25 protein-coding genes are annotated in these 26227 nt (G+C 67.9%); 12 read left to right on the forward strand and 13 right to left on the reverse strand.

All coding sequences use genetic code 11. The annotated features are described in order from the left end of the window. Positions 1–201: 201 nt before the first annotated feature. The 5 genes from ACUDP5_RS22730 to ACUDP5_RS22750 form a co-directional block, all read right to left on the reverse strand. Positions 202–642, reverse strand: coding sequence for a MaoC family dehydratase (locus ACUDP5_RS22730; protein WP_263911444.1), 441 nt, complete (start codon positions 640–642; stop codon positions 202–204). Positions 643–734: 92 nt separating this feature from the next. After that, positions 735–1970 carry a benzoyl-CoA 2,3-epoxidase subunit BoxA gene (gene boxA / locus ACUDP5_RS22735; RefSeq protein ID WP_263911443.1) on the reverse strand — a complete coding sequence of 412 codons (1236 nt, stop codon included), beginning with the start codon at positions 1968–1970 and terminating at the stop codon, positions 735–737. Between the two features lie 51 nt (positions 1971–2021). Then, entirely contained in the window at positions 2022–3449 is a 1428-nt protein-coding gene (gene boxB / locus ACUDP5_RS22740) for a benzoyl-CoA 2,3-epoxidase subunit BoxB (RefSeq protein ID WP_263911442.1), read from the reverse strand. A 35-nt stretch (positions 3450–3484) separates the two neighbouring features. Further along, positions 3485–5143, reverse strand: coding sequence for a 2,3-epoxybenzoyl-CoA dihydrolase (gene boxC, locus ACUDP5_RS22745; RefSeq protein ID WP_445657256.1), 1659 nt, complete (start codon positions 5141–5143; stop codon positions 3485–3487). 196 nt (positions 5144–5339) lie between these two features. Next, a complete protein-coding gene (locus ACUDP5_RS22750; protein ID WP_445657257.1) occupies positions 5340–6251 on the reverse strand; it encodes a helix-turn-helix transcriptional regulator in 912 nt (303 codons plus the stop codon). Between the two features lie 177 nt (positions 6252–6428). On the opposite strand from ACUDP5_RS22750, the gene ACUDP5_RS22755 reads away from it, so the two are divergent. From ACUDP5_RS22755 to ACUDP5_RS22790, 8 genes are all read left to right on the forward strand, one after another. Further along, positions 6429–6899 (forward strand): DUF4863 family protein, encoded by a 471-nt coding sequence (locus tag ACUDP5_RS22755; protein ID WP_263911439.1) that lies wholly within the window; start codon positions 6429–6431, stop codon positions 6897–6899. Between the two features lie 104 nt (positions 6900–7003). Then, positions 7004–8563, forward strand: coding sequence for a benzoate-CoA ligase family protein (locus tag ACUDP5_RS22760; protein WP_445657258.1), 1560 nt, complete (start codon positions 7004–7006; stop codon positions 8561–8563). Further along, positions 8560–9402, forward strand: coding sequence for an alpha/beta fold hydrolase (locus ACUDP5_RS22765; RefSeq protein WP_445657259.1), 843 nt, complete (start codon positions 8560–8562; stop codon positions 9400–9402). The genes ACUDP5_RS22760 and ACUDP5_RS22765 overlap by 4 nt, the downstream gene beginning before the upstream one ends. 31 nt (positions 9403–9433) lie before the next feature. Continuing rightward, on the forward strand, positions 9434–10594 hold the full coding sequence (locus tag ACUDP5_RS22770) for an ABC transporter substrate-binding protein (RefSeq protein ID WP_445657260.1): 1161 nt from the start codon (positions 9434–9436) through the stop codon (positions 10592–10594). Between the two features lie 9 nt (positions 10595–10603). Further along, the gene (locus ACUDP5_RS22775) at positions 10604–11485 is read left to right on the forward strand and encodes a branched-chain amino acid ABC transporter permease (protein WP_263911436.1); all 882 of its coding nucleotides are present in this window, start codon (positions 10604–10606) and stop codon (positions 11483–11485) included. 2 nt (positions 11486–11487) lie between these two features. After that, entirely contained in the window at positions 11488–12588 is a 1101-nt protein-coding gene (locus tag ACUDP5_RS22780) for a branched-chain amino acid ABC transporter permease (protein ID WP_445657261.1), read from the forward strand. Then, complete coding sequence (locus ACUDP5_RS22785; RefSeq protein WP_445657262.1) at positions 12581–13369, forward strand: ABC transporter ATP-binding protein; 789 nt, start codon at positions 12581–12583, stop codon at positions 13367–13369. The genes ACUDP5_RS22780 and ACUDP5_RS22785 overlap by 8 nt, the downstream gene beginning before the upstream one ends. Continuing rightward, positions 13357–14067 (forward strand): ABC transporter ATP-binding protein, encoded by a 711-nt coding sequence (locus ACUDP5_RS22790; RefSeq protein WP_263911432.1) that lies wholly within the window; start codon positions 13357–13359, stop codon positions 14065–14067. The genes ACUDP5_RS22785 and ACUDP5_RS22790 overlap by 13 nt, the downstream gene beginning before the upstream one ends. Before the next feature lie 68 nt (positions 14068–14135). On the opposite strand, the gene ACUDP5_RS22795 is transcribed toward ACUDP5_RS22790, so the two are convergent. From ACUDP5_RS22795 to ACUDP5_RS22825, 7 genes are all read right to left on the reverse strand, one after another. Further along, positions 14136–15695 (reverse strand): acetolactate synthase large subunit, encoded by a 1560-nt coding sequence (locus ACUDP5_RS22795; RefSeq protein ID WP_445657263.1) that lies wholly within the window; start codon positions 15693–15695, stop codon positions 14136–14138. A gap of 176 nt (positions 15696–15871) precedes the next feature. Then, the gene (locus ACUDP5_RS22800; RefSeq protein WP_175219870.1) at positions 15872–16624 is read right to left on the reverse strand and encodes an amino acid ABC transporter ATP-binding protein; all 753 of its coding nucleotides are present in this window, start codon (positions 16622–16624) and stop codon (positions 15872–15874) included. Positions 16625–16628: 4 nt separating this feature from the next. Beyond that, positions 16629–17321, reverse strand: coding sequence for an amino acid ABC transporter permease (locus ACUDP5_RS22805; protein ID WP_025137407.1), 693 nt, complete (start codon positions 17319–17321; stop codon positions 16629–16631). A 30-nt stretch (positions 17322–17351) separates the two neighbouring features. Continuing rightward, positions 17352–18143 (reverse strand): ABC transporter substrate-binding protein, encoded by a 792-nt coding sequence (locus tag ACUDP5_RS22810; protein WP_263911430.1) that lies wholly within the window; start codon positions 18141–18143, stop codon positions 17352–17354. 39 nt (positions 18144–18182) lie between these two features. Then, positions 18183–19091 carry an arginase family protein gene (locus tag ACUDP5_RS22815; RefSeq protein WP_263911429.1) on the reverse strand — a complete coding sequence of 303 codons (909 nt, stop codon included), beginning with the start codon at positions 19089–19091 and terminating at the stop codon, positions 18183–18185. Between the two features lie 302 nt (positions 19092–19393). Continuing rightward, a complete protein-coding gene (locus ACUDP5_RS22820; protein ID WP_263911428.1) occupies positions 19394–20260 on the reverse strand; it encodes an IclR family transcriptional regulator in 867 nt (288 codons plus the stop codon). 165 nt (positions 20261–20425) lie between these two features. Beyond that, a complete protein-coding gene (locus ACUDP5_RS22825; protein WP_263911427.1) occupies positions 20426–21448 on the reverse strand; it encodes an amino acid ABC transporter substrate-binding protein in 1023 nt (340 codons plus the stop codon). Positions 21449–21841: 393 nt separating this feature from the next. Between ACUDP5_RS22825 and ACUDP5_RS22830 the strand changes: the two genes are divergently transcribed. The 4 genes from ACUDP5_RS22830 to ACUDP5_RS22845 all read left to right on the forward strand — a co-directional run bounded on the left by ACUDP5_RS22830 (position 21842) and on the right by ACUDP5_RS22845 (position 25107). Further along, positions 21842–22861: a Bug family tripartite tricarboxylate transporter substrate binding protein gene (locus ACUDP5_RS22830; protein WP_263911425.1), complete on the forward strand. Its 1020-nt coding sequence runs from the start codon at positions 21842–21844 to the stop codon at positions 22859–22861. Between the two features lie 68 nt (positions 22862–22929). Beyond that, positions 22930–23610 (forward strand): 3-oxoacid CoA-transferase subunit A, encoded by a 681-nt coding sequence (locus ACUDP5_RS22835; RefSeq protein ID WP_445657264.1) that lies wholly within the window; start codon positions 22930–22932, stop codon positions 23608–23610. A gap of 28 nt (positions 23611–23638) precedes the next feature. Then, on the forward strand, positions 23639–24280 hold the full coding sequence (locus ACUDP5_RS22840) for a 3-oxoacid CoA-transferase subunit B (protein ID WP_445657265.1): 642 nt from the start codon (positions 23639–23641) through the stop codon (positions 24278–24280). Next, positions 24280–25107: an IclR family transcriptional regulator domain-containing protein gene (locus ACUDP5_RS22845; protein WP_263911421.1), complete on the forward strand. Its 828-nt coding sequence runs from the start codon at positions 24280–24282 to the stop codon at positions 25105–25107. The genes ACUDP5_RS22840 and ACUDP5_RS22845 overlap by 1 nt, the downstream gene beginning before the upstream one ends. Positions 25108–25175: 68 nt before the next feature. Here the strand turns inward: ACUDP5_RS22845 and ACUDP5_RS22850 are convergent, their stop codons facing one another. Beyond that, a complete protein-coding gene (locus tag ACUDP5_RS22850; RefSeq protein WP_445657266.1) occupies positions 25176–26225 on the reverse strand; it encodes an L-threonylcarbamoyladenylate synthase in 1050 nt (349 codons plus the stop codon). Positions 26226–26227: the final 2 nt, after the last annotated feature.

Here is a 26227-nt window from a genome sequence, read left to right on the forward strand (position 1 = left end):
GGTTCGGGCTACGGCGGATTCATTGGCCCCATGCAAAAAGCCCGCTCAGTGTCCTGGGCGGGCTTGCGGGATCAATGGACGCAATTCGCCCACGACGCAGTCATGTTAGGGGGCTATCACCCAGCCCGGCAAGCAATCTGCGACACGACGTCGGCGGCTGACCGGCGCCATGCGCGACACGGGCGGACGGCTCAGGCCGGATCAGTCGCCGGACAAGTCGAACAGGCTGGTGGCGTCCAGTTCCAGCACGCCTTCGTCGTGCTGGTTCAGCACCGTCCAGGCCCAGGTGATGATGCCCAGGTCGGGGCGCGAGGACGACGTGCGCGCGCCCTGCACACGGGCTTCCAGCCGCAGCTGGTCGCCGGGGCGCACTGGCGTGCGCCAGCGCACTTCGCCCAGGCCGGGCGAGCCGAAGGATTCGGAATCGTGCAGCGCCGAGTCCACCGCCATGCGCATGGCCAGCGCGCAGGTGTGCCAGCCGCTGGCGATGAGGCCGCCCCAGCGGCCCTCGGCGGCGCGCTGGACGTCGGTGTGGAACCACTGGGGATCGTACTTGCGGGCGAACTCGAGAATCTCGGCTTCGGTGATGGTGACAGGACCGGCCTTGATCAGCATGCCGTCCTTGAAATCGGCGAACTTCATGGGTGGACTTCCCCTCGCGATGCAATCGGCACGGCAGCGCGCGGGGATGGCCGCGCGTTGCCATGCCGGTTCCGAGTCGATGGATCTCGACGTCAGTAGGTTTCGAAGTGCAGCCGCCCCTCGCGGCGCAGCACGTCATGCAGGATAGTCCAATCCTGCCCCGATTGCATCGTCACCTCGCGCAGCGCGTCCAGCACGCCGACTTCCATGCCCTTCAATCCGCACACGTAGATGCAGGTATTGCGGTCGGCCAGCAGCGTGCGCACATCGGCGGCCCGCTCGCGGATCAGGTCCTGCACGTAGCGCTTGGGCTGCCCCGCCTCGCGCGAGAGCGCCAGATTGATGTCGATGAAGTCGCGCGGCAGTTTCATCAGCGGGCCGAAGTACGGCAGTTCGCGCTCGGTGCGGGCGCCGAAGAACAGCATCAGCCGGCCGTTCTCGCCGGTGTCGATGCGGCGGCGATAGCGTTCGGTCATGGCGCGCATGGGCGCCGACCCGGTGCCCGTGCAGATCATGATGAGGTTGGCCCGCGGGTGGTTGGGCATCAGGAAAGTCTGGCCGAAGGGGCCGATGACCTGCACCGTATCGTGCTTGGCCAGGTCGCACAGGTAGTTCGAACATACGCCGTGGGCGGTGTTGCCCTGGTGGTCTTCGGTGACGCGCTTCACGGTCAGCGACAGGTTGTTGTAACCGGCGCGCTCGCCGTCGCGCGGGCTGGCCAGCGAGTATTGACGCGCGTGGTGCGGCCGGCCCTGCGCATCGGTGCCCGGCGGCAGGATGCCGATGGACTGGCCTTCCAGCACGGGAAACGGCAGTTCGCCGAAGTCCAGCACGATGTGGTGGATGTCGCTGTCGGTGTCCGCGCCGGTGACGCGGTAGTTGCCCACCACGGTGGCGGTGACGGGGGCCTTGTGGGTGTAGAGGTTCACATAGGGGTGCGCGGCCGACCAGGGCGGCACGCTGGCGCCAGCGGCGGTCCAGGCGACGTTCGCGGGGGGTTCCGATGCGGTGGCATCGGCCAGCGGCACGGCCGCCGCGGCCGTTTCGGGCAACGCTTCTTCGCGCGGCAACTCATCCCAGCCCAGCTGGTCCGCCAGCGTATAGGCCTGGGCGCGCACGACCAGGCGCCAGTTGTCGATGGACCCGGTCGGACACGGCGGCACGCAGGCCATGCAGCCGTTGCAGATGTCGGGGTCGACCACGTAGTTGTTGCTGTCGTGCGTGATCGCGTCGACCGGACAGGTTTCTTCGCAGGTATTGCAGCGGATGCAGATCTCGGGGTCGATGAGATGCTGCTTCAGGACGTCTACGGGCAGGGCTGCGTTCATCGCGGTCATCCCAATACGCACCGCGGCGGCGCCGCGCGCCGCCGCCGGGCCTCAGTTGAAACGGACGTACTCGAAATTCACCGGCTGGCGGTTGACACCCATGACCGGCGGCGCGATCCAGTTGGCGAACTTGCCCGGCTCGGTGACGCGGCCCATCAACGAGGCCACGAATTCGCGGTCTTCGGGCGTGGGCAGCCACTGGTGCCGGTGAGCCTGCCACTGCGCTTCGGACAGCACCTCGCCTTCGGGCGACATGCGAATGCCGGCCAGCGTGCCGATCTGGCGGTTGAAAGCCTTGTGCGGCACATGCAGGCGAAAGGCAATGCCGCTCTTTTCAATGACCTTGTTCCAGCGGCCGATGCCGGCCACGGAATCCCGGATGAAGTCGTCGCGCAGCACTTCGTTCAGGGCATTGAGCATCGGCACCTCGGCTTCGCCGAGCTTGCCGTTGTTGACCGTCAGCACGCGGTAGGTGTCGTTCTTGAGCTGGTGGTCATCGGTGCGCTTGCTTTCTTCGTAGCGGCCCTTCAGGCCCGACCCGTAGAAGATGGCGGCGTTGGACGACTGGTCGGCACCAAACAGGTCGATGGTGACGCTATAGTGGAAATTCAGGTAGCGCTGGATGGTGGGCAGGTCGATCACGCCGGCCGCGCGTACGCTGGCCGGGTCGTCGGTCTTCAGCTGGTTCATCACTTCGCAGGTGCGCTGGATGACGCGCGAGATGCCGGATTCGCCCACGAACATGTGGTGGGCCTCTTCGGTGAGCATGAACTTGGTGGTGCGGGCCAGCGGATCGAAGCTGGATTCGGCCAGCGCGCACAGCTGGAACTTGCCGTCGCGGTCGGTGAAGTAGGTAAACATGTAGAACGCCAGCCAGTCGGGCGTCTTTTCATTGAAGGCGCCCAGGATGCGCGGGTTGTCCGAATCCCCCGACGTGCGCTGCAACAGCGCATCGGCTTCTTCGCGGCCATCGCGGCCGAAATAGCGGTGCAGCAGGTACACCATGGCCCACAGGTGGCGGCCTTCTTCGACGTTGATCTGGAACAGGTTGCGCAGGTCATACTGCGACGGCGCGGTCAGGCCCAGGTGGCGCTGCTGCTCGATCGACGCCGGCTCGGTGTCGCCCTGCGTGACGATGATGCGGCGCAGGTTGGCGCGGTGTTCGCCCGGCACGTCCTGCCAGACGTCGCGGCCGATGTTTTCGCCGAAGTGGATTTTGCGCTGGCCGTCTTGCGGCGCCAGGAAGATGCCCCAGCGGTAGTCCGGCATGCGCACGTGGTTGAAATGCGCCCAGCCGTCGGGTTCGACGCTGACCGCGGTGCGCAGGTACACGTCGAAGCCATGCGAGCCGTCCGGACCCATGTCCTGCCACCATTGCAGGTAGTTGGGCTGCCAGTGTTCCAGCGCGCGCTGCAGCGTGCGGTCGCCGGACAGGTTGACGTTATTGGGGATCTTGTCGGTGTAGTTGATGCCTGACATTGTCTCGCTCCTGGTTCTTTTTGTTCGTGGGCCGCTCAGACGCGGTTCCAGTCGAAGGTCGCCTGCTCGCCCTTGCCATACAGCTTCAGCGCGCCCTTTTCGCCGGCGGCGTTGGGGCGGTTGAAAATCCAGTTCTGCCAGGCGGTCAGCCGGCCGAAGATGCGTGTTTCCATGGTTTCGCGGCCCCCAAAGCGCAGGTTGGCTTCCAGGCCGGTGAGCGCATCAGGCGACAGCGCGCGACGTTCTTCCAGCACCATGCGGACTTCGTCGTCCCAGTCGATGCTGTCGGGCGCAAAGGTCACCAGGCCCAGCGACAGGGCGTCCTGCGCATCCAGCGGCTGGCCGGCGCGGGCGCGCACCGCATCCAGCGCCGGCGCTTCTTCGTAGAAGCGCCGTTGCAGGCGGCTCTGGCCATTGACCATCGGGTAGGCGCCAAAGTTGGCGTCGCCCACGACCAGGCTGGCGGCGGCCTCGCCCGCTTCGCTGTCCAGCATGTAGCTGCGGTCGGCGGCCAGCGCCAATTCAAGCAAGGTGCCGGCAAAGCACGAACCGGGCTCGATCAGGGCGAACAGGCTGCGCGAGGTGACGTCCAGCCGCGCCAGCGTGCGGCGCAGCAGGCCGGCGGTTTCGCGCACGAACCAATGGTCGGCATGGCGTTGCAGGGCGGCGTCGGCCGCCAGCACCGCCTGCGCGTCGCCTTCGGTCTTGAGGATCCAGGTGCCGATGTCCAGCTCGTTGGTGCGCAGGGACAGGATGGCGTCGTCCAGCTCGCGGGCCATCTGCAAGGGCCACCAGGCGGCGCCCGCGGCCAGGATGTCCGGCAGGTCCGACTCGACGGGTGCAAGCGGGGCGCGCACGGTCCAGGTGGCCTGGCGGCGAGCCCGGTCGAGTTGCACGTCGACATAGCGGTACGACAAGGCGTCGGCGCTTTCCTCGCGCACCAACGGCGTCAACGCCACGCCGGCTTCGCCCTGCGGGCGGTGGCTGCCTTCGGCCAGCGCCAGCGCGCGGGCGCGCACCGCGGCCTCGAACTGGGCGGGCTTGACCACGTCGTCGACCAGCCGCCAGTCCTTGGCGCGCTGGCCGCGCACGCCTTCGACCAGGGTGCAGAAGACGTCGGCGTGATCGTGGCGCACGCGGCGCTTGTCGGTCACGCGGGTCAGGCCCCCGGTGCCAGGCAGCACGCCCAGCAGCGGCACTTCGGGCAGGGCCACCGACGACGAGCGGTCGTCGATCAGCAGGATCTCGTCGCAGGCCAGCGCCAGCTCGTAGCCGCCGCCCGCGCAGGCGCCATTGAGCGCGGCGATGAACTTCAAGCCGCCATGGCGGCTGGAGTCTTCGATGCCGTTGCGCGTTTCGTTGGTGAACTTGCAGAAGTTCACCTTCCAGGCATGCGACGACAGGCCCAGCATGAAGATGTTGGCGCCCGAACAGAAGATGCGGTCTTTCATGCTGGTGACGACCACGCTGCGCACTTCCGGATGCTCGAAGCGGATGCGTTGCAGGGCATCGTGCAGTTCGATGTCCACGCCCAGGTCGTAGGAATTGAGCTTGAGCTTGTAGCCGGGGCGCAGGCCGCCGTCTTCGGCGACGTCCATCGCCAAGGTGGCGACCGGGCCGTCGAACGTCAGGCGCCAATGGCGGTACTGGGCGGGATCGGTCCGAAAATCGACCGGATTGGCTGGGCTGCTCATCGCTTGTCTCCTCGTGCATCCTGATGACAGGAAAAATACTGCATCACATGAATTATTATGCAGATTAGTGCAGGTGAAAATCAGCGTCAAGCAAAAGATGCACAAAAGTGCAGTTTCTTGGAGGCGCGCGGCCGCCACAATGAACAGGGCCGCCCTTTTGGGCGGCCCTGGCACAAACCTACCGGTGAACCGACCGCTACAACGGCAGGCCGCAGGCCTTGCGCACCTGGGTCCGCAGGCCGGCGAAGCTCTCCTGCACCTCGAGATGGCTGGTGCCCCAGGTCAGGTCGGCCTTGGCATAGAAGGCTTCGCGCCCGGCCAGGATGCGCTTGAGGTCGGCCATGGCTTCGTTGTTGCCCGACATGGGGCGGAAATCGCCCTGCGCCATGACGCGGCCCATATGCTCTTCGGGGGTGGCGCGCAGCCACACCGTGTAGCAATGGGCCAGCAGCAGGTTGAGCGTGGCGGGTTCGGACACCAGGCCGCCCGGGGTAGCCAGCACCATTTCAGGGTAGATCTGGATGGCCTCTTCGAGGGCGCGGCGCTCATAGCGGCGGTAAGCGTTGGGGCCGTACAGATTGTGGATTTCCAGGATGCTGCAGCCGGCCACGCGTTCGATTTCGCGGTTCAGCTCGACGAAGGGGTAGCCCAGGTCGTCGGCCAGCATCTGGCCCAGCGTCGATTTGCCGGCGCCGCGCAGGCCGATCAGCGCCACGCGCTGGGTGCGGTTGGGCCGCTGCGCGCCGGCGCCCACGCCAAATAGCTGGGTCAGCGCTTCGCGCGCGCGTTGCAGGTCGGATTCGGTGCGGCCGCTGAGCAGTTCGCGGATCAACAGCCAATCGGGCGATTCGGTGGTGACGTCGCCGACCAGCTCGGCCAGGGCGCAGTTGAAGGCCTTGGCGATCTGCAGCAGCACCAGGATCGAGGCATTGCCGACCCCGTGCTCGAGGTTGGCCAGGTGGCGCTCGGACACGCCGGTCACCTGCGACAGGCCCTTGCGCGTCATGCCGCGGATGGCCCGCAGGCGGCGCACCCGCTCGCCCAGGGCCACCAGGAAGGCTTCGCGGTGAGGTTCTTCGGATGGCGCTGCGTCTAGCGCTTGATTCATGGTGTAGCTGACTCCGCAAATACCCTGATAACACTCGATTTATGCACTATAGTGCTTGACCCAGGTCAATGGAAGCACTATTTTTCCTCCAACAGCTTCAACAGCGTGTCAGGTGCGACAAAACAGCACTGGATTGCATCCCCGCTGAAGCGCCGACAGTGTAAAGGAGGAGATACGGTGAGCACGCCTGAACGATTCCACGCCCTGATGCGCCAGGTCACCGACCTGATGGCCGGGCAGCCGCTGGACGGCGCCCTGCAAGACCGCCTGAACCGCGATGCCGGCCCGGGCAGCCCCCTGTACAGCGACATCTTCAGCGCCTGTAGGCAAGGCGTGGCCGAGGGCTGGATGTGCAACCGCGAAGGCGGCGGCATCCGCTATGGCCGCGTCATCAAGCCGGCCGACGACCTGGCCGGCTGTTCGGTCGACGTGGTCGACATGGACGACCTGGCGGGCCCCCACCACGCCCACCCCAACGGCGAAATCGACATGATCATGCCGCTGACCGCCGACGCCCGCTTCGATGGCCACGGCGCCGGCTGGCTGGTCTATGGCCCCGGCAGCGCGCATGCGCCGACGGTGACGCAAGGCCGCGCGCTGGTGCTGTACCTGCTACCCGGCGGCGCCATCGACTTCGCGCGCCCCTGACCCCACCCCGCCATGCGGCCTTGCGCGCCGGCATGGCCTGCAATGCCGACAAGGGCCGATCACAGGCCCGGGCCCGACGCCCGCCAGAACACCAGGAGACCACCGTGAATGCCTGCCCCGCCGAACTGAATTTCGCCAGCCACCTGGCGGCCTTGAACGCGCCGCGCGCCGCCAAGACGGCCTATATCGACGACACCCGCCAGCTGACCTACGGCGAACTGGCCGAGCGCGTGGCGCGCATGGCGGGCGCGCTGCGCCAACTGGGCCTGCGGCGCGAAGAGCGCGTGCTGCTGCTGATGCAGGACACGGTGGATTGGCCGGTGGCGTTCCTGGGCGCGCTGCACGCGGGCGTGGTGCCGGTGGCCGTGAACACGCTGCTGACGGCCGACGACTATGCCTACATCCTGAGCCACAGCCGGGTGCGAGCCGCCTTCGTGTCCGGCGCCCTGTTGCCGACTTTGCAGGCGGCGCTGGCGCAGGCGCCCGGCGAGGTCGAACACCTGGTGGTCTCGCAGCCCGCCGCGCCGCTGCCGGCCGGCGCGCATGACCTGGACGCGCTGCTGGCCGTGGCGCCGCTGGCGCCGGCGGTGCGCACGCTGTCCGACGAGATCGCGTTCTGGCTGTATTCGTCGGGCTCGACCGGCAAGCCCAAGGGCGTGGTGCACACCCACGGCAATCTGTGGCACACGGCCGAGTTGTACGCCAAGCCGGTGCTGGGCATTCGCGAAGACGACGTGGCGTTTTCCGCGGCCAAGCTGTTCTTCGCGTATGGCCTGGGCAACGGCCTGACCTTTCCGCTGTCGGTGGGCGCCACGGTGGTACTGATGGCCGAACGGCCGACGCCGCAGGCCGTGTTCCAGCGCCTGACGCAACACCGGCCGACGGTGTTCTACGGCGTGCCCACGCTGTATGCCAGCATGCTGGCGGCCCCCGACCTGCCGCCGCGCGAACGCGTGGCGATGCGCGTCTGCACGTCGGCCGGCGAGGCGCTGCCGCGCGATATCGGCGAACGCTTCACGCGCCATTTCGGCTGCGAGATCCTGGACGGCATCGGCTCGACGGAAATGCTGCACATCTTCATCTCGAACCAGGCCGGCCAGCTGCGCTACGGCACCACCGGCAAGCCGGTGCCGGGCTACGAGGTACAGCTGCGCGACGACAACGGCGCCCCGGTGGCTGCCGGCGCCATCGGCGACCTCTACATCAAGGGGCCCAGCGCCGCGCTGATGTACTGGAACAACCGCGACAAGACGCGCCAGTGCTTCCTGGGCGACTGGCTGAAAAGCGGCGACAAGTACGTGTGTGACGCCGACGGCTACTACACCTATGCCGGCCGCAGCGACGACATGATCAAGGTCAGCGGCCAGTATGTGTCGCCGGTCGAGGTCGAGAACATCCTGGTGCAGCACGAGGCCGTGCTCGAAGCCGCCGTGATCGGCGTGCCCGACCACGACGGGCTGGTCAAGACCAAGGCCTACGTGGTGCTGCGCCCAGGTTTCGCTCCCGATGCGCAGACCGGCGCCGACCTGCAGCGCTACGTGAAGCAGCACCTGGCGCCCTTCAAGTACCCGCGCCAGATCGACTTCACCGAAGAACTGCCCAAGACCGCCACCGGCAAGATCCAGCGCTTCCGCCTGCGCCAGCTGGAACAGGTCACGCCATGACGGCCGCCCCCGCCCCCCGGGCCGGCATGGACGCCGGCTGGGTCGACCTGCACGGGCCGGGCCGCCCCCAGCGCCTGGAATACCGCTGGCTCTCTCCAGCGCGGCGCAATGCCCCGCTGCTGGTGTTCCTGCACGAAGGCCTGGGTTCGGTGTCGATGTGGAAAGACTGGCCGCAACAGGTATGCGATGCCGCCGGTTGCCGCGGGCTGGTGTATTCGCGCCATGGCTACGGCCGGTCCACGCCCCTGGCCGCGGGCGAACAGCGCGCCGTCGATTTCATGCATCGCGAAGCCGAAGACGTGCTGCCCGCGCTGTTGGCCGCGCTGGACGTGGACGCCGGGCGCGATCGCCCCGTGCTGTTCGGCCACAGCGACGGCGGCTCGATCGCCCTGCTCTATGCGGCCCGCCATCCGGCGGCCGTGGCCGGCGTGGTGGTGGCCGCGCCACACATCTTCGTCGAAACGCGCGCCGTGGACCATATCCGCCTGGCCCGCCAGGCCTATCTGGAAGGCGGCCTGCGCGAGCGCCTGGCGCGCCACCACGATGACGTGGATTCCGCCTTTTGGGGCTGGAACGACATCTGGCTGGACCCGGGCTTTGCCCAATGGGACCTGCGGGGCCGCCTGCCCGCCATCACCTGCCCCGTCCTGGCGATGCAGGGCCTCGACGATGAATACGGCACGCTGGCGCAGATCCGCGGCATCCACGAGGCCGCCCCGCAGACGCAACTGCTGGAAATTCCCGACTGCCGCCATTCGCCGCACAAGGACCAGCCCGCCACCGTCATCCAGGCCATCGCCGGCTTCATCGGCGCGCTGGCCCCCCCCGGCCGCCATTAAGGCAGCCCATAACAACGTACGGAGACCCACCATGACCCATGCCCTGTCCCGGGCCGCGCTAGGCGCCGCCCTGATGCTGGCCACCAGCGGCGCCCTGGCCGCCGACAAGCTCAAAGTCGGTTTCATGCTGCCCTACAGCGGCACCTTCGCCGCGCTCGGCAACGCCATCGAGAACGGCTTCAAGCTGTATGTGGCCGAACAAGGCGGCAAGCTGGGCGGGCGCGAAATCGAGTACTTCAAGGTGGACGACGAATCCAACCCGTCCAAGGCAGCCGAGAACGCCAACCGCCTGATCAAGCGCGACCAGGTGGACGTGCTGATCGGCACCGTGCATTCCGGCGTGGCGATGGCCCTGGCAAAGGCCGCCAAGGATTCGGACACCACGCTGATCGTGACCAATGCCGGCGCCAACGCCATCACCGGCCCGCTATGCGGCCCGGGCATCTTCCGCACGTCGTTCACCAACTGGCAGCCGGCCTACGCCATGGGGCCGGTGGCCAAGGCGCGCGGCCACAAGACGGCGGTCACCATCACCTGGAAATACGCGGCCGGCGACGAGGCCATCGGCGGCTTCAAGGAAGGCTTCGAGCAGGCCGGCGGCAAGGTGGTCAAGGAACTGAGCCTGCCCTTCCCCAACGTCGAATTCCAATCGCTCCTGACCGAGATCGCCGCGCTCAAACCCGACATGGTGTTCACCTTCTTTGCCGGCGGCGGCGCGGTGAAGTTCGTGCAGGACTACCATGCGGCGGGCCTGGACAAGACCATTCCGCTGTATGGCTCGGGCTTTCTCACCGATGGCACGCTGCCCGCCCAGGGCGCATCGGCGCAGGGCCTCTTGACCACGCTGCACTACGCCGACGGGCTGAACACGCCGCGCGACAACGCCTTTCGCGCCGACTACGCCAAGGCCTACAACGCGCAGCCCGACGTCTACGCGGTGCAGGGCTATGACGCGGCGCAGCTGATGCAGTCGGGCCTGAGCGCGGTGCAAGGCGACTTCGCCAGGAAGGCGGACTTCCGCCAGGCCATGCGCGGTGCCACGGTCGACAGCCCGCGCGGTCCGTTCACGCTGTCGGCGGCCGGCAACCCGGTGCAGGACATCTACCTGCGCCGCGTCGACGGCCTGGAAAACAAGGTGGTGGACGTGGCCGTGCGCAAGCTGGCCGATCCCGCCCGCGGCTGCAAGCTCTAGGACAGGCCCATGGACGCCGGCATCCTGCTCATCCAGAGCCTGAACGCCTTCCAGTACGGCCTGCTGCTGTTCCTGGTGGCGAGCGGGCTGACGCTGATCTTCGGCATCATGGGCATCATCAACCTCGCCCATGGCAGCTTCTACATGATCGGCGCCTACATGGCGTTCGCGCTGGGGCCGGCGGTCGATCGCTGGCTGGGCGGCGGCTTCCTGGCCACACTGGCGGTCTGCGTGCTGGCCGCCGCCGCGCTGGGCTACCTGCTCGAAGCCGCGTTCTTCAGCTACCTGTATCGCCGCAATCACCTGCAGCAAGTGCTGATGACCTACGGCCTGATCCTCGTGTTCGAGGAACTGCGCAGCATCCTGGTGGGCAACGACGTGCACGGCGTGCCGCTGCCCGCCTGGCTGCAAGGCAGCATCGCGCTGGGCGACGTGATGACCTATCCGGTGTATCGGCTGTTCATCTCGGGCGTCGGCATCGGCGTGGCGCTGCTCCTGTACTGGGTCATCGCGCGCACGCGGCTGGGCATGATGCTGCGCGCCGGCGCCAGCAACCGCGAGATGACCGGCGCGCTGGGCATCGACGTCAACAGGCTCTACCGGCTGGTGTTCGCCGCGGGCGTGGCGCTGGCGGCGCTGGCCGGCAGCATCGCCGCGCCCGTGTCGTCGGTGTACCCCGGCATGGGCAACGGCGTGTTGATCGTGTGCTTCGTGGTGGTGGTGATCGGCGGCATCGGCTCGATCCGCGGCGCGTTCGTGGCGGCGATGCTGGTGGGCGTGGTCGAGACCTTCGGCCAGGTGCTGTTTCCGGCCGCCGCCGGCGTGCTGGTGTACGTGCTGATGGCCGCCATTCTTCTGTGCAAGCCCGAAGGGCTGTTCAAACAGGGCTGACCATGACGCTGAATCGACTCCTTCCTTGCCTGACCCTGCTGGCGCTGGCGGCCTTCGCCTGGAGCGGCAGCGACTACTACACCGGGCTGGCCGTGAAGATCATGATCTACGCGGTGTTCGCGCTGAGCCTGCAACTGCTGGTGGGCGGCGCGGGGCTGGTCAGCCTGGGGCATGCCGCCTTCTTCGGCATCGGCGCCTACGCCGCCGCGCTGCTGTCGCCGGCGTCGGAAGCAGGCAGCCTGTGGTGGCTGCTGCCCGCGGCGCTGCTGGCCGCGGCCGCCTACGCCCTCATCACCGGCGCGCTGGCGCTGCGCACCCGCGGCGTGTACTTCATCATGGTGACGCTGGCCTTCGCGCAGATGGCGTACTACGTGTTCCACGACACCAAGGCGGGCGGCGGCAGCGACGGCATCTACCTGTACTTCCGGCCGCAGGCCGACATCGGCGGCTGGCGCCCGTTCGACCTGGACCAGGGCGTCACGTATTACTTCTTCGTGCTGGCCTGCCTGGCGTTGACCTGGGGCTTTCTGGCGCTGCTGCGGCGTTCGCCCTTCGGGGCGGCGCTGGCCGGCATCCGCATCAACGAACAGCGCATGCGCGCGGCCGGGTATTCGACCTATCCATACAAGCTGGCTGCGTATGTCATCGGCGCCGCGTTGGCGGGATTGGCCGGTTTCCTGTTCGCCTTGAAAGACGGCTTCGTCACGCCCGAACTGCTGGCCTGGGAACAATCGGGCCTGGTGCTGCTGATGGTGATCCTGGGCGGCATGGGCAGCCTGGGCGGCGCGGTGCTCGGCACGGCGGCGCTGGTGCTGTTGCAGGAACTGTTCCAGTCGCAGGCGCTGTTTGGCGACTACGCACGCCACTGGCACCTGCCGCTGGGCCTGGCCATCATCGCGCTGGTCGCGCTGCTGCCTGACGGCCTGGCGGGCCTGCCCGCGCAGTGGCGCCGCCGCCGTGCGCGCCGCGATACGCCCGCGGACACCGCCGCGTTGCGCGGCCAGCCCGATGGCATACCCGACGGCAAGACCGCCCCCTTGACGCCCACCGCCTCCACCCCGGCGCCGCTGCGCCTGCCCCTACCGGGAGAGCCCCATGCCTGATTCCCTGCTGGCCGCGCGCGACGTCACGCGCCGCTTTGGCGGCCTGACCGCCGTCAATGGCGTGTCGCTCGCGCTGCAACGCGGCGAAGTCCACGCCGTCATCGGCACCAACGGCGCGGGCAAGTCGACGCTGATCAACCTGCTGTCCGGCGAACTGGCGCCCACCAGCGGGGCGGTCTCGCTGGGCGGCCGCGACATCACGGGCTGGAGCCAGCCCGAACGCGCCCAGGCCGGGCTGGGCCGCAGCTACCAGCGGTCCACGCTGTTTCCTGAACTGAGCGTGTTCGAGAATTGCCGCCTGGCCGCGCAGGCGCGGCGCCAGCGCTTCTGGCATTGGTGGCACCCGGCGTCCGCCTGCCGGACCAGCGTGGCGCTGGCCAAGCAGGCGCTGGCGCGCACCGGGCTGGCAGACGATGCCGCGCAACCGGCCGGCCTGCTGCCGCACGGCCGCAAGCGCCAGCTGGAAATCGCCATGTGCCTGGCCGGCGAGCCACAGGTCCTGCTGCTGGACGAGCCGCTGGCCGGCATGGGCCCGGAAGAAACCGACCGCATCCTGGCCCTGCTGCAGACGTTGAAGGAAGGCCACGCCATCCTGCTGGTCGAACACGACATGGACGCCGTCTTTCGTATCGCCGACACCATCACCGTCATGGTCAACGGCAGCAGCATCGCCAGCGGCAGCCCCGCGGCGATCCGCGCCAACGCCGAGGTGCGCACCGCCTACCTGGGCGAAGACCTGGCGGCAGACCACGCCTTCGGAGACGCCGCATGCCCGCATTGATCGAGGCCGGCGGCCTGCATGTGTATTACGGTGCCAGCCACGTGCTGCGCGGCGTCGACCTGCGCATCGCGGCGGGCGAATCCGTGGGCCTGGTGGGCCGCAACGGCATGGGCAAGACCACGCTGATCCGCAGCCTGGTGGGCCAGGTGCCCAGCGCGCGCGGCAACGTGGCGGTGCGCGGGCGGGACTGCACCCGCGCTCGCCCCCACGCCATCGCGCGGCTGGGCATCGCCTACGTGCCCGAAGGCCGCGGCATCTTCCCCAACCTGAGCGTGCGCGAGAACCTGCTCGTAGCCGCACGCGCCGGCGTCCAGGGGCGCCAGGACTGGCACTACGACCGTGTGCTGCAAACCTTTCCCCGGCTGGCCGAACGCCTGGGCCACGGCGGCCAGCAATTGTCGGGCGGCGAGCAGCAGATGCTGGCCATCGGCCGCGCGCTGATGACCAATCCCGACCTGCTGATCCTGGACGAAGCCACCGAAGGCCTGGCGCCGCTGATCGTGGCCGAGATCTGGCGCATCATCCGGCGCATCCGCGAAACGGGCATGTCCACCCTGATCGTGGACCGCAACTATCGCGCGGTGCTGGCCCATACCGATCGTTGCCTGGTGATGGAGAAAGGCCTGATCGCGCAGGATGGCGACAGCGCCGCGCTGGCGGCCACACCGGAACAGTTGACGCGCTATCTGGGCGTCTAGCCCCGCTCATGAAAAAGCCCCGCCGCGCCGATGGCCGGCGCGGCGGGGCTTGTCTCTATCCCGTCAGGTCAGATCAGCGCTTCGATCAGGAACGGGCCGCGGCGCTTCAGGCCGTCTTGCAGCGCACGGGCAAAGCCTTCGACCGTATCGACGCTGACCGCTTCGACGCCCATGCCGCGCGCCAGGTGGGTCCAGTCCAGGTAGGGTTCTTCCAGGTCGAGCATGCGGCGCGCATTGCGGCCCGGCTCCTGCACGCCCACGTTCTTCATTTCGCCGTGCAGCGTGGCGTAGGACCGGTTGGCCAGAATCACCGTCAGGCAATCGAGGTTTTCGCGCGCCTGCGTCCACAGCGCCTGCAGCGTGTACATGCCGCTGCCGTCGGCCTGCAGGGTGATGACCTTGCGATCCGGGCAGGCCACCGCCGCGCCCGCGGCCAGCGGCAGGCCGATGCCGATGGCGCCCCCGGTCAGCATCAGCCAGTCGTGCGGGGCGCTGCTGGCGCTGTAGATCGGGAATTCGCGGCCCTGGGTGATCGATTCATCGCAGACGATCGCGTTGTCGGGCAGGTGATGCGCGACCAGGATATTGACCGCGGCGCCCGTCAGCTTGCCCGTGGCCGGAACCTCGTAGGCGGCGGCCGGCGCGGCCAGGCGCGGCGCGTCGGCGGCGATGCCCAGCTCGTCGGCCAGCCATTCCAGCGCATGCGCCAGGTCTTGCTCGCCGGTGGCCAGCACCACTTGCTGGCAATCGGGCGGGGCCAGCAGGCTGGGCTTGCCGGGATAGGCAAAGAAGCCCACCGGCGCCTTGGCGCCGGCCAGCACCAGGTGGCGCACGTCTTTCAGCTTGGCCACGGCCAGATCGATGGGGTACGGCAGCCGGTCGACCGGCGTGCGCGCGCCGCCGCGTTCGATGCGGCGGTTGGAGGTTTCGGACATCAGGCGCACGCCGGTGGCGCGCGCAATACGGCCGGCGGCGTTCAGGGCGCGCTCGCGCAGTGCGGCGCCGCCCAGCATCAGCGTGGTGACCTCGCCGCTGCGGATCGCCTGGGCGGCGGCGCGCACGGCCTCGATCGACGTGTGCGGCAGGGCGGCGTCGGTGACCTTGACCGGCGCGGGGGTGTCGGCGGGCAGTTCGGTCCAGGCGGTGTCGGCCGGCAGGATCAGCGTGGCGATATTGCCCGGTGCGCGGCGCGCCACGGCAATGGCCTCGGCCGCGTCGGCCGACATGGCCTGGGCCGTCAGGCTGCGCTTGACCCAATGCGACATCGGCCGCGCCACGCCCTCGACGTCGCTGGTCAGCGGCGCGTCGTACTGCACGTGGTAGGTGGCGTGATCGCCCACGATGTTGACCATCGGGGTGCGGGCGCGCTTGGCGTTATGCAGGTTGGCCAGGCCGTTGCCCAGGCCGGGGCCCAGGTGCAGCAAGGTGGCGGCCGGCTTGTCGGCCATGCGGGCGTAGCCGTCGGCGGCGCCGGTCACCACGCCTTCGAACAGGCCCAGCACGCAGCGCATCTTCGGCTTGCGATCCAGCGCCGCCACAAAGTGCATCTCGGACGTGCCCGGGTTGGCAAAGCAGACGTCCACATCGTTGGCAAGGAGGGTATCGCAAAGACTGTCAGCGCCGTTCATCGTGTTTCCCTGGTAGTTTTGTTGGCTGGGGCCAGCGGCGGCGCGCCGGCCCATCGGCATGATAGGTAGCGTAGCGCAAACCCGGTAGAGCCATTTTCGGCGCCGGGCATGGAACCATTTTTCGGGGTTCCGGCTGCCGGAATTTTCCCGTCCACAGGTCCGAATGCCGCGCGCCTCTACGCCAGGATCTGCCCCAGGAAAGCCTGCGCCCGTTCGGAACGCGGCGCCGAAAAAAACTGCGCCGGCGTGTCGACCTCGACGATCGCGCCCTGGTCCATGAACACCACGCGGTCGCCGACTTCGCGGGCGAAGCCCATTTCATGGGTCACGCACACCATCGTCATGCCATCGCGTGCCAGCGACACCATGGTGTCCAGCACTTCCTTGACCATCTCGGGGTCCAGCGCCGAGGTGGGCTCGTCGAACAGCATGATCTTGGGCTGCATGCACAGCGCGCGCGCAATGGCCACGCGCTGCTTCTGCCCGCCGGACAACTGGCCCGGATACTTGGCCGCGTGCTGCGGGATCTTGACGCGTTCCAGGTACTGCATGGCGCGCTGCTCGGCGTCTGCCTGCGCCACGCCCTTGACCAGCATCGGCGCCAGCGTGCAGTTTTCCAGCACGGTCAGGTGCGGGAACAGGTTGAAGTGCTGGAACACCATGCCCACTTCGGCGCGGATGCGCTCGATGTTCTTGACGTCGTCGTCCAGCTCGATGCCGTCGACCACGATGCGGCCCTTCTGGTGCTCTTCCAGCCGGTTGAGCAGCCGGATGGTGGTGGACTTGCCCGAGCCCGACGGGCCGCACAGGATCAGCTTTTCGCCGGGGCTCACTTGCAGGTCCAGCCCGTCCAGCACCTGGAAGTCGCCATACCATTTCGAGACGCCCTGCATCGTGATGATGGGCGCGATGCGATTCATTCCGTCCATGGCGTCAGGCCTTCGAGATGTCGTGGTTGTCACCGGCGCCGCTCCAGTAACCCGGCACGGTCAGGCGCTTTTCAGAGCGGCGGAACAGATAGGCCAGGATGCTGCACAGCGCGAAGTAGATGACGCCGACCATCGTGTAGACCGTGAGCGCCTGGAACGTCGCGCCGGCCAGCATTTCACCGGCGCGCATCAGTTCATACACGCTGATCACCGCCACCAGCGAGGTCTCCTTGATGAGCACCAGCGCGTAGTTGCCCAGCGCCGGGAAGATCGTGCGCAGCGCCTGCGGCAGCACGATGCGTTGCAGCCGCTGGCCGCGGCGCAGGCCCAGCGCGCGCGCCGCCTCGTACTGGCCGGTATCCACCGACTGGATGCCGCTGCGGAACAGCTCGGCCAGGTAGGCGCCGAAATTCAGCGTCAGGCCCAGCACGCCGGCCACGAAGCCGTTGATCACCACGCCCATCTCGGGCAGGCCGTAGTAGATGTAGAACAGCTGCAGCAGCAACGGCGTGCCGCGGATGATGTCGATGTAGAGGCGCGCGGCGCGGCTCAGCGCCCGGTGCCGCGACAGGCGGCACAGGCAGACGACCAGGCCCAGCGCCACCGCCAGGAATGCCGAACAGAAAAACAGCGCCAGGGTCCAGACCGTGCCCTCGGCCAGGGGGGTCAGGTACATGCGCAGGGTAGCGAGATCCAAGTCGTGCTCCTTATCCGTGCCGCGTGGGCCTTATTTGCTGAGCAGATCCGACACGCCCCACTTCTGCCCGATGGCGGCCAGTTCGCCGTTGCGCTTCATCTCGGCCAGCGCGGCGTTCACGGCGTCAAGCAGTGCGGCATTGCCCTTCTGCACGGCCATGCCGACCTGCCACTTGCGCTGCGGCTGGTAGCCGGTGTCCAGCTTCACGCCAGGAATGTTCTTGGTCTTGATCTGGTAGATGATGCTGGGCGGATCGACGATGCCCAGGTCGATGCGGCCGGCGCGCACGTCGGCCAGCAGCGTCGAATAGTCCTGGTAGGTCGACACCTTGGTGCCGGGCATGTCCTTGATCATGTTGAACTGCACCGAGTCCACCAGCACGCCGACCTTCTGGCCCTGCATGTCTTCGAACTTGCCGTAGCGCTTGGCGGTCTTGTCGCTGACCACGATGCCTTCGCCCCACTCGTACACCGGCACAGAGAAGTCGATGGCGCGGGCCCGTTCCTCGGTGATGAACAGCGGCGCCGACATGAGGTCGGCGCGGCCCGAGGTCAACGTCGGGATCAGGCCCGAGAACGGCACGTCGGCCAGCTTGTCGGCCACGCCCAGGTGCTTGGCCACCGCGGCCGCCACGTCCACCATGATGCCTTCCAGGCGATTCGATTGCGGATTCTTGAAGCCGTGCGGCGGCGCGGATGCGGTGGTGACCACGTTGAGCGTCTTGTCGGCGCGCACGTCGTCCAGCGTGCGCGCGACGCCCGCGCCGGCCTGGACCAGCAGCGCGGCCGAAGCCAGGCCGAGCAGAATGGATTTGAGTGTCATGGAATTCCCCTTGTATGAATGAATGCCGCGGGCGCCGTGTCAGGCCGGACGCCCTTCTGGGTACTGCCGTACCGCCACCGCCGCCAGCGCGCAGAATTCCTGCATGACGGTAGCGGCCAGGAAAGCCGTGGCGCCCTGCACGTCCTGCGGCGGCGACACGGTGTTCACGTCGAAGGCCACGAAGTTCAGGCCGGCCAGCTGGCGCAGCAGCGCCAGCCCTTCCTTGGGCGACAAGCCGCCCCACTCCGGCGTGCAGACGCCGGGCGCGCACGACGGATCGAAGATGTCCATGTCGAAACATAGATAGACCGGCCGCTCGCCAATGCGCTGCTTGATGTCGTCCAGCGCGCCCTTCTGGTCCGCGTCGAATTCGTCGTAGGGCACGATCGTGTAGCCGACCTCGCGGCCGAACTCCAGCACGCCCGGCATGAAGGAACTGCCGCGCGTGCCCACGTGGAAGCTGCGCTGCACGTCCAAAAGGCCTTCTTCGGCGGCGCGGGTGAAGGTGGTGGCGGTGTTGTAGCCAGGGATCGGATAGGTGTCGGTGTGCGAATCGAAATGCAGCACCACGAAGTCCGGGTGGCGTTGCGCCACGGCGCGCAGTTGCGGCAGCGTGACCGCGCCGTCGCCGCCCATCGAAATAGGGATTGCGCCCGCATCCAGGATGGCGCCGATACCGGCCTCGATCAGCGGATACGAGGCGTCCGGGTCGCCCGGATGGCAGGCCACGTTGCCCACGTCGACCGCACGCAGGAATTCAGGCGGATTGTCGATGCCGTGGCGGCGGAAGATGTCCACCGGCCGCAGCAGCCGCGACTGCTCGCGGATGGCATCCGGCCCCTGGCGCGAGCCGACCCGGAAGGGATGCGTGCCGCAATCGAACGGGATGCCCACGACGCAGGCAAGCGCGGCCCCCGTGCCGGCGGCACGCGCCGACGGCAGACCCATGAACCCCGAAACGGGATGAAAACAGACTTCGGCGGACGACGGCACAGCGCGGCTCCCTGGCGTCAGCCAGCCGCGACAATGCCGCGTCCGGCTGCATAATTAGATTCAATCGAATCGCTGTGCGATACGATCACGTCAAATTCAGAGTAACGCGCAAGAAGACCAGCCGCCAATTAGGGAATTTCCCTGAGCAGCGCACTTAGTACTTGATCAAATTTATCGGGAATTGGCCGCGACCGGCTCCCGTATGGTGCGCGGCGCGCGCACCAGATTGCGGCCTGCCCGGGGGCAAGCTCGCGCCGTCAGACCTCGTCGATCGAGAACGGCAGCGCGCCACGCAGCGAGCCACCGGGCGGCTCCCACTCATAGAACGGATGCGAGCGTCCCAGCGTGCGGGACGCGCTGATGGCGTGGGCCGTCTCCACCACCTGGGGACCGAACACGGCCTGCGCCTGTTCGAACGACCAGCGGCTGGAGGGCACCGACACATTGACCGCGCCCAGCGGCGTGCCGCCCGCGTCCAGCACGGCCGCGCTGATGGTCATGTCGCCCGGATAGAACTCGCTGTTGGACCTCGCATAGCCGTGCTGGCGCGCGAATTCCAGTTCGGCCATCAGCGCATCCAGGTCCGTGATGGTGGAGGCAGTGAAAGGCTTGCGGTCGCAGCGCTCGAGCAGGCCGCGCGCCACGTCCGGGTCCAGGCGCGCCAGCACGGCGCGGCCCGACGCCGTGCTGTACAGCGGCAGCCGCATGCCGACCGGCATGTTGACGAACATTTCCTTGTGGGTGGCAAACCGCGCCACATAGACCATGTCCAACCCGTCGGGCTCGGCCAGGCTGCAGGTTTCCTGGCAGTTGCGGTTCAGCGAGTGCAGGAACGGGTTGCCGCCCAGCACCAGCGGGCTGGTCTGCACATATTTCATGCCCAGTTCCAGCGACCACGGCCCCAGCGAAAACTTCTTGCTGGCCGGGTCCTTGCGCAGGTAACCCAGCGTCCATAACGTATGGGCAAAGCGCTGCACCGAGCTTTTGCTCAGGCCCGTGGCCTCGGCCAGTTCGGGCAGCGTCATCGCCGGCCGGCCTTCGCCGAAGGCCCTGAGCACGGAAACGCCACGCGCCAGCGCGGCGATGAACAGGGGAGAATCCTCGGCGGGTCGGGGTTGCGTCATGGCGCGCGGTGCGTCCGGTGGAAAAGCGCATAGCGTACCGCATAATGGTTCGACCATATCGCATGGCGATCCTGGCCACCGCACAAGCTGCGGCCCAGGCGCCGCGCGCACCCGCAAAAAAGAAAACGGCCCGCGAACGGGCCGTAGTTCCTCATGCCGCCGCGTTCAGCGGATCGGCCACGGGTACATCGCGCCGCCCTTGCTCCACAGCGCATTGGTGCCGCGTTGCAGGCCCAGCTTGCTGTCCTTGCCGACGTTGCGCTCGAACACTTCGCTGTAGTTGCCCACGGCCTTGATGGCGTTGTAGGCCCACTTTTCATCCAGGCCCATGTTCTTGCCGGCGCCCGGCGTCACGCCCAGGATGCGCGAGACGTTGGGGTTGTTGCTCTTGAGCATCTCGTCCACGTTCTTCTGGGTGATGCCGTATTCCTCGGCTTCCAGCAACGCGAACAGGGTCCAGCGCACGATGCCCAGCCAGTTCTCGTCGCCCTGGCGCACCATGGGGCCCAGCGGTTCCTTCGAGAAGCGTTCCGGCAGGATCTCGTAGTCGTCCGGCTTGGCGACCTGGGTGGCGCGCACGGCGGCCAGTTGCGAGGCGTCGTCGGTGAAGGCGTCGCAGCGGCCCGATTCGAACGCGCGCACGACCTCGGTGACCTTGTCGATCACGACCGGCTTGAATTCGATGTTGTTGGCGCGGAACCAGTCGGCCAGGTTGAGCTCGGTGGTGGTGCCCGGCTGCACGCAGACGGTGGCGCCGTTCAGTTCCTTGGCGCTTTTCACGCCCAGCTTCTTGTTCACCAGGATGCCCTGGCCGTCGTAGAAACTGGCAGCCACGGCAGACAGGCCCAGCGAGGTGTCGCGGGTCTGGGTCAGCGTGACGGTGCGCAGCAGCACGTCGACTTCGCCCGATTGCAGCGCGGTGAAGCGTTGCTGGGTCGACAGCGCCGTGCCCTTGAATTTGGTCGGATCACCGAACACCGCGGCGGCAACAGCGCGGCAGATGTCCACGTCCATGCCTTCCCATTCGCCCTTGCTGTTGGTGGCCGAGAACCCGGACACGCCGTCGGTCAGGCCGCATTGCACGTAGCCCTTTTTCTTCACAGCATCCAGCGTGGGGCCAGCCACCGCTGCCTGGGACGCACAAGCCAGGGCCAGGGCGCCGGCAGCCAACGAGATCAACCGCTTCATTATTGCTTCTCCTGAATTTAGGGCCTGTCAACGCTAAAAAGGAACCTCGCACAGGCCCTGGATGCCCGCGCCGGCCTGTAGGCCCGCTGCGGCTGAAACCGAGCCCATGCTTTGCGGGCCGGCCGCCAGATTACGCGATGTCCATGGCGTGAACAACGCGCAAACGCCTAGTGGAAACCCCAGGTGAAACCGTCCTGGAAACCTGGGTGAAGTCCGGTCACCGAACTTTATCCGTACCCCGATGCCCCAGTGGCCTCCCCCCTGCGTGCCATACTTTTTTCGCGCCTTGTCCGAAAGGCGGCGCGATCGACATTCCCACAAAAAACCGGCCGCGCCACAACAAAAACCCGGGCGCGCGCTGGTCCAAGGCCGACTCATGGAGGAGACAAATCCATGGCACAAGCAAGGAAACCGCAGCCCCAATGCCTTGCGGCAGGACATCGCCGCCACGCCCTCAAAACCCTGTTCTGCGCCGCGCTGGCCGCCTGCGGCCTGGCCACGGGCAGCGCCCACGCCGCCGACGACTGGCCCAGCAAGCCCATCAAGGTGATCGTGCCCTACACGCCGGGCGGATCCACCGACATCGTCACGCGCATCGTGATGGAAAAGCTCGGCCCGCGCCTGAAGCAGACCATCATTGTCGAGAACCGGCCGGGCGCCAACAGCAGCGTGGGCGCGGGCATCGCCGCCAAGGCCGACCCCGACGGCTACACCTTCCTGTCCATCCTGCCCGCGTTCATCATCAACTTCCACCTGTACAAGCTGCCCTACAAGCCCGACGACCTGACGCCGGTGGCGCAGATGGCCGACCTGCCCCTGTTCCTGTTCGTCTCGCAGGACCTGCCCGTGAACAGCGTGGCCGAACTGGTGGCCTATGCCCGCAAGCACCCGGACAAGCTCACCTACGCGTCCAGCGGCAACGGGTCCAGCGCCCACCTGACCGGCGCCGACTTCGCCCTGCAGAACAAGCTCACCATGACGCACGTGGCCTACAAGGGCAGCGCGCCGATCCTGACCGACCTGCTGGGCGGGCGGGTGTCGATGGTGTTCGATCCCATCCTGGTGCCGATGCAGTACGTGAAGCAGAACCGGTTGAAGGCGCTGGGCTTCACCGGCAAGGCGCGCTGGCCCACCGAGCCCGCCATCCCCACCATGGAAGAAGCCGGCATGCCGGGCTTTGTCACCGGGTCATGGGCCGGGCTGATGGCGCCGGCCAACACGCCCAAGCCGATCATCGACCGCATGGCGCGCGAGATCAGCGACATCGTGCAAGAGCCCGACGTACGGCAGAAATTCCTGGACGCCGGCTTTTTGCCGGCCAGCGGCACCAGCGACCAGTTCGCCCAGTTGATGAAGCAGGACTCCGCGCGCTACGCCGACATCATCAAGCAGGCGCACATCACGCTGGACTGAGCCGCCCCGCGGCGACGCATCCGCGGGGCGCGCCGGCAACTCGCGCCCCGCCCGACCCGAAGGCAACCATGATCGACAAGTTCATCGACACTCCCCACGCCGCGGTGGCCGGCATCCATGACGGCGCCACCGTGCTGGTCAGCGGCTTCGGCGGCGCCGGCATGCCTACCGAACTGCTGCACGCCCTGATCGACCAGGGCGCGCGCGACCTCACCGTGGTGAGCAACAACGCCGGCAACCGCGAAACCGGCCTGGCCGCCCTGATCAAGGCCGGCCGCGTGCGCAAGGTGATCTGCTCGTTTCCCAAGGCCTCGCATTCGTGGGTGTTCGACGACCTGTACCGCCAGGGCAGGATCGAACTCGAATGCGTGCCGCAAGGCACCATTGCCGAACGGCTGCGCGCCGCGGGCGCGGGGCTGGGCGGCTTCTTCACGCCCACGGCCTACGGCACCGAACTGGCCACCGGCAAGGAAACCCGCATCATCGACGGCCGCGGCTACGTGTTCGAGGCGCCGCTGCACGGCGACTTCGCGCTGGTCAAGGCCGACCAGGCCGACCGCTGGGGCAACCTCACCTACCGCAAAAGCGCGCGCAACTTCGGCCCCATCATGTGCATGGCCGCCAAGACCACCATCGTCCAGGTGCGCGCCAAGGCCGCGCTGGGCGAGCTGTCGCCCGAAGCCGTGGTGACGCCCGGCATCTTCGTCACGCGCGTCACCGAAGTGCCCGACGCCGTCTTTTCCAGCTAGGCCCCGCCCCCCTCAAGGATCCCGCACAATGCCTACCCCCCTGACCCGCGAGGCCATGGCGCGCCGCCTGGCCCGTGACATCCCCGACGGCAGCTACGTCAACCTGGGCATCGGCATGCCCGTGCTGGTGGCCGCCCATCTGCCCGCCGACCGCGAGATCGTGCTGCACAGCGAAAACGGCATCCTGGGCATGGGCCCGCCGCCCGCCGACGACGCCATCGACCTGGACCTGATCAACGCCGGCAAGCAACCGGTCACGCTGCTCGACGGCGGCGCGTACTTTCACCACGCCGACTCGTTCGCCATGATGCGCGGCGGCCACCTGGACCTCTGCGTCATGGGCGGCATGCAGGTCGCGGCCAACGGCGACCTGGCCAATTGGTCCCTCAACAAACCGGGCGAGGCGCCGGCCGTGGGCGGCGCCATGGACCTGGCCGTGGGCGCGCGCAGCGTGTTCATCATGATGGAGCACAACAGCAAGAACGGCGCGCCCAAGATCGTCGAACGCTGCACCTATCCCCTGACCGGCGCGGGCGTGGTGGACCGCATCTACACCGACCTGGCCGTCATCGACGTCACGCCGGACGGCCTGTGGGTCCGGGATATGATCGATGGCATGACCTTGACGGAACTGCAGGCGCGCACCGGCGCGCCGCTGCGCGCAGGCTGATGCTGCCCAACCTCCCCCCGCCCGGCTACGCCGCGCCGCTGGCCCCCGAAGACCACCCCGACCAGTTGCGGGGCGATCCCGACTACATGCTGACGCTGGCGCGCGGACTGCACGTGATCCGCGCGTTCGGCACGCGGCGCCATCCGCAGACCGCCGCCGAACTGGCGCGCCGCGCCAACCTGCCGCGCGCGGTGGTGCAGCGCTGCCTGCACACGCTGATGCTGCTGGGCATTGCCGAACAACATGGCCGCCAATACGTGCTGACCCCGCGCATCCTCGGCCTGGGCTATGCCTATTTTTCGTCGACGCCGTTCGTTTCGCTGGCCCAGCCGGTGCTGGAAGAACTCAGCGCCACCGTCAACGAGACCTGCGCGCTGGCCATCATGGAAGGCCATGAAATGCTGTACCTGGCGCGGTCCGAGGTGAACCGGCTGCTGGCCACGTCGATGGGGCTGGGCAGCCGTCTGCCGGCCTATTGCACGTCCATCGGGCGGGTGCTGCTGGCGCAATTGTCCGAGCCGGCGCTGGCGCGTTACTTCGCTGCCGTCGACCTGCAACCCTATACGGAATTCACGCTGGTCACCGAAGCGCGGCTGCGCGCCGAGCTGGAACGCATCCGCGAGCAGGACTACGCCGTGGTCGACCAGGAACTCGAACTGAACGTGCGCGCGATCTCGGTGCCGGTGCGCTCGGCCAGCGGCAAGGCCTGCGGCGCGGTGAACGTCAGCGTGAAGGCGGCACGGGTGCCGCTCGAACGCCTGACCGGCGAATTCCTGACGCCGATGCGGCAGGCGGTGGAACGGATCGGGGAATTCCTGGCGGCGTGAAGGACGGACCTTACAGGTCCACGGCGTGAAGGACGGCCCTTACAGGTCCGCGTGGGGAAAGACAGACCTTACAGGTCCGTCGTGTCCAGCGTGAACGCCGCCGCCGCGCGGCCGATGCGGTCGTTGACCGCGTGCCAGTCGTCGTTGGCAGGCGGGGCCTGCACGATGATGCGGGCAAAGCCCTGGCCGTCCAGGTCGCGCAGCAGCGCATACAGCGCCTGGGCGTAGCGCGTCGGGTCCGCCGGCACCTGCTGCCATTGCATTCGGGCATCCAGCCCCGCGGGCGGCGGCGCATAGGCCACCACCACGACCTTGCCCGCCGGCAGGCCACGGCCTTGCAGCACGGCCTGCAAGCGCGCATCGGAGGCCAGTTCCAGCGCGGTGCGCGGCGCGTAATGCGCCTTCAGCGTACCCGACGCGCGTGGGGCCGCGGCGTCCGGCGCGAATACCTGCACGCCCAGCACCGCTTCGATCTGCGCGGCGCTGATGTGCCCCGGGCGCAGCAGCACCGGGCCCGCGCCACGATCCAGCCGCGACAGGTCCAGGATGGTGGATTCGATGCCGACGTCGGACGCGCCGCCTTCCAGCACCGGCATGCCGGCGGCGACCTCGTCGGGGAATTCGCTTGTCACGTGGTCGGCGCGGGTCGGCGAGACCTGGCCGAACTTATTGGCCGACGGCGCGGCCACGCCGCCCTGCCCGTTCGGCTTGCCGGCCGCGAACGCCGCCAGCAGCGCCTGGGCCACCGGATGCGAGGGGCAGCGGATGCCGATGCTGTCCTGGCCGCCGCTGACCGTATCGGCGATGTGCGGCGCGCGCTTGAGGATCAGCGTCAGCGGACCGGGCCAGAAAGCGTCGATCAGCAGGCGGGCTTCGGGTGGCACCTCGGACACCCAGTACGACAGGTCGCCCTGCGGCGCGATATGCACGATGACCGGGTGGTTCGACGGCCGGCCCTTGGCGGCGTAGATCTTGCCCACGGCCTGCGGGTTCTCGGCGTCCGCCCCCAGGCCGTAGACGGTCTCGGTGGGAAATGCCACCAGCTCGCCGTCCAGCAGGCGCTGGGCGGCGGCGGCGATGTCCTGGGCGCTGGCGGAAGAGGACGGCTGGGCAGGCATCG

The organism is Achromobacter sp. NCFB-sbj8-Ac1-l (assembly GCF_052695805.1).

What these genes read in the sequence shown, in the direction of transcription:
- ACUDP5_RS22730 (WP_263911444.1), bottom strand. Translation starts at nt 642, where the DNA reads ATGAAGTTCGCCGATTTCAAGGACGGCATGCTGATCAAGGCCGGTCCT.
- boxA (WP_263911443.1), bottom strand. Translation starts at nt 1,970, where the DNA reads ATGAACGCAGCCCTGCCCGTAGACGTCCTGAAGCAGCATCTCATCGAC.
- boxB (WP_263911442.1), bottom strand. Translation starts at nt 3,449, where the DNA reads ATGTCAGGCATCAACTACACCGACAAGATCCCCAATAACGTCAACCTG.
- boxC (WP_445657256.1), bottom strand. Translation starts at nt 5,143, where the DNA reads ATGAGCAGCCCAGCCAATCCGGTCGATTTTCGGACCGATCCCGCCCAG.
- ACUDP5_RS22750 (WP_445657257.1), bottom strand. Translation starts at nt 6,251, where the DNA reads ATGAATCAAGCGCTAGACGCAGCGCCATCCGAAGAACCTCACCGCGAA.
- ACUDP5_RS22765 (WP_445657259.1), top strand. Translation starts at nt 8,560, where the DNA reads ATGACGGCCGCCCCCGCCCCCCGGGCCGGCATGGACGCCGGCTGGGTC.
- ACUDP5_RS22770 (WP_445657260.1), top strand. Translation starts at nt 9,434, where the DNA reads ATGACCCATGCCCTGTCCCGGGCCGCGCTAGGCGCCGCCCTGATGCTG.
- ACUDP5_RS22775 (WP_263911436.1), top strand. Translation starts at nt 10,604, where the DNA reads ATGGACGCCGGCATCCTGCTCATCCAGAGCCTGAACGCCTTCCAGTAC.
- ACUDP5_RS22780 (WP_445657261.1), top strand. Translation starts at nt 11,488, where the DNA reads ATGACGCTGAATCGACTCCTTCCTTGCCTGACCCTGCTGGCGCTGGCG.
- ACUDP5_RS22785 (WP_445657262.1), top strand. Translation starts at nt 12,581, where the DNA reads ATGCCTGATTCCCTGCTGGCCGCGCGCGACGTCACGCGCCGCTTTGGC.
- ACUDP5_RS22790 (WP_263911432.1), top strand. Translation starts at nt 13,357, where the DNA reads ATGCCCGCATTGATCGAGGCCGGCGGCCTGCATGTGTATTACGGTGCC.
- ACUDP5_RS22795 (WP_445657263.1), bottom strand. Translation starts at nt 15,695, where the DNA reads ATGAACGGCGCTGACAGTCTTTGCGATACCCTCCTTGCCAACGATGTG.
- ACUDP5_RS22800 (WP_175219870.1), bottom strand. Translation starts at nt 16,624, where the DNA reads ATGGACGGAATGAATCGCATCGCGCCCATCATCACGATGCAGGGCGTC.
- ACUDP5_RS22810 (WP_263911430.1), bottom strand. Translation starts at nt 18,143, where the DNA reads ATGACACTCAAATCCATTCTGCTCGGCCTGGCTTCGGCCGCGCTGCTG.
- ACUDP5_RS22815 (WP_263911429.1), bottom strand. Translation starts at nt 19,091, where the DNA reads ATGGGTCTGCCGTCGGCGCGTGCCGCCGGCACGGGGGCCGCGCTTGCC.
- ACUDP5_RS22820 (WP_263911428.1), bottom strand. Translation starts at nt 20,260, where the DNA reads ATGACGCAACCCCGACCCGCCGAGGATTCTCCCCTGTTCATCGCCGCG.
- ACUDP5_RS22825 (WP_263911427.1), bottom strand. Translation starts at nt 21,448, where the DNA reads ATGAAGCGGTTGATCTCGTTGGCTGCCGGCGCCCTGGCCCTGGCTTGT.
- ACUDP5_RS22830 (WP_263911425.1), top strand. Translation starts at nt 21,842, where the DNA reads ATGGCACAAGCAAGGAAACCGCAGCCCCAATGCCTTGCGGCAGGACAT.
- ACUDP5_RS22835 (WP_445657264.1), top strand. Translation starts at nt 22,930, where the DNA reads ATGATCGACAAGTTCATCGACACTCCCCACGCCGCGGTGGCCGGCATC.
- ACUDP5_RS22840 (WP_445657265.1), top strand. Translation starts at nt 23,639, where the DNA reads ATGCCTACCCCCCTGACCCGCGAGGCCATGGCGCGCCGCCTGGCCCGT.
- ACUDP5_RS22845 (WP_263911421.1), top strand. Translation starts at nt 24,280, where the DNA reads ATGCTGCCCAACCTCCCCCCGCCCGGCTACGCCGCGCCGCTGGCCCCC.
- ACUDP5_RS22850 (WP_445657266.1), bottom strand. Translation starts at nt 26,225, where the DNA reads ATGCCTGCCCAGCCGTCCTCTTCCGCCAGCGCCCAGGACATCGCCGCC.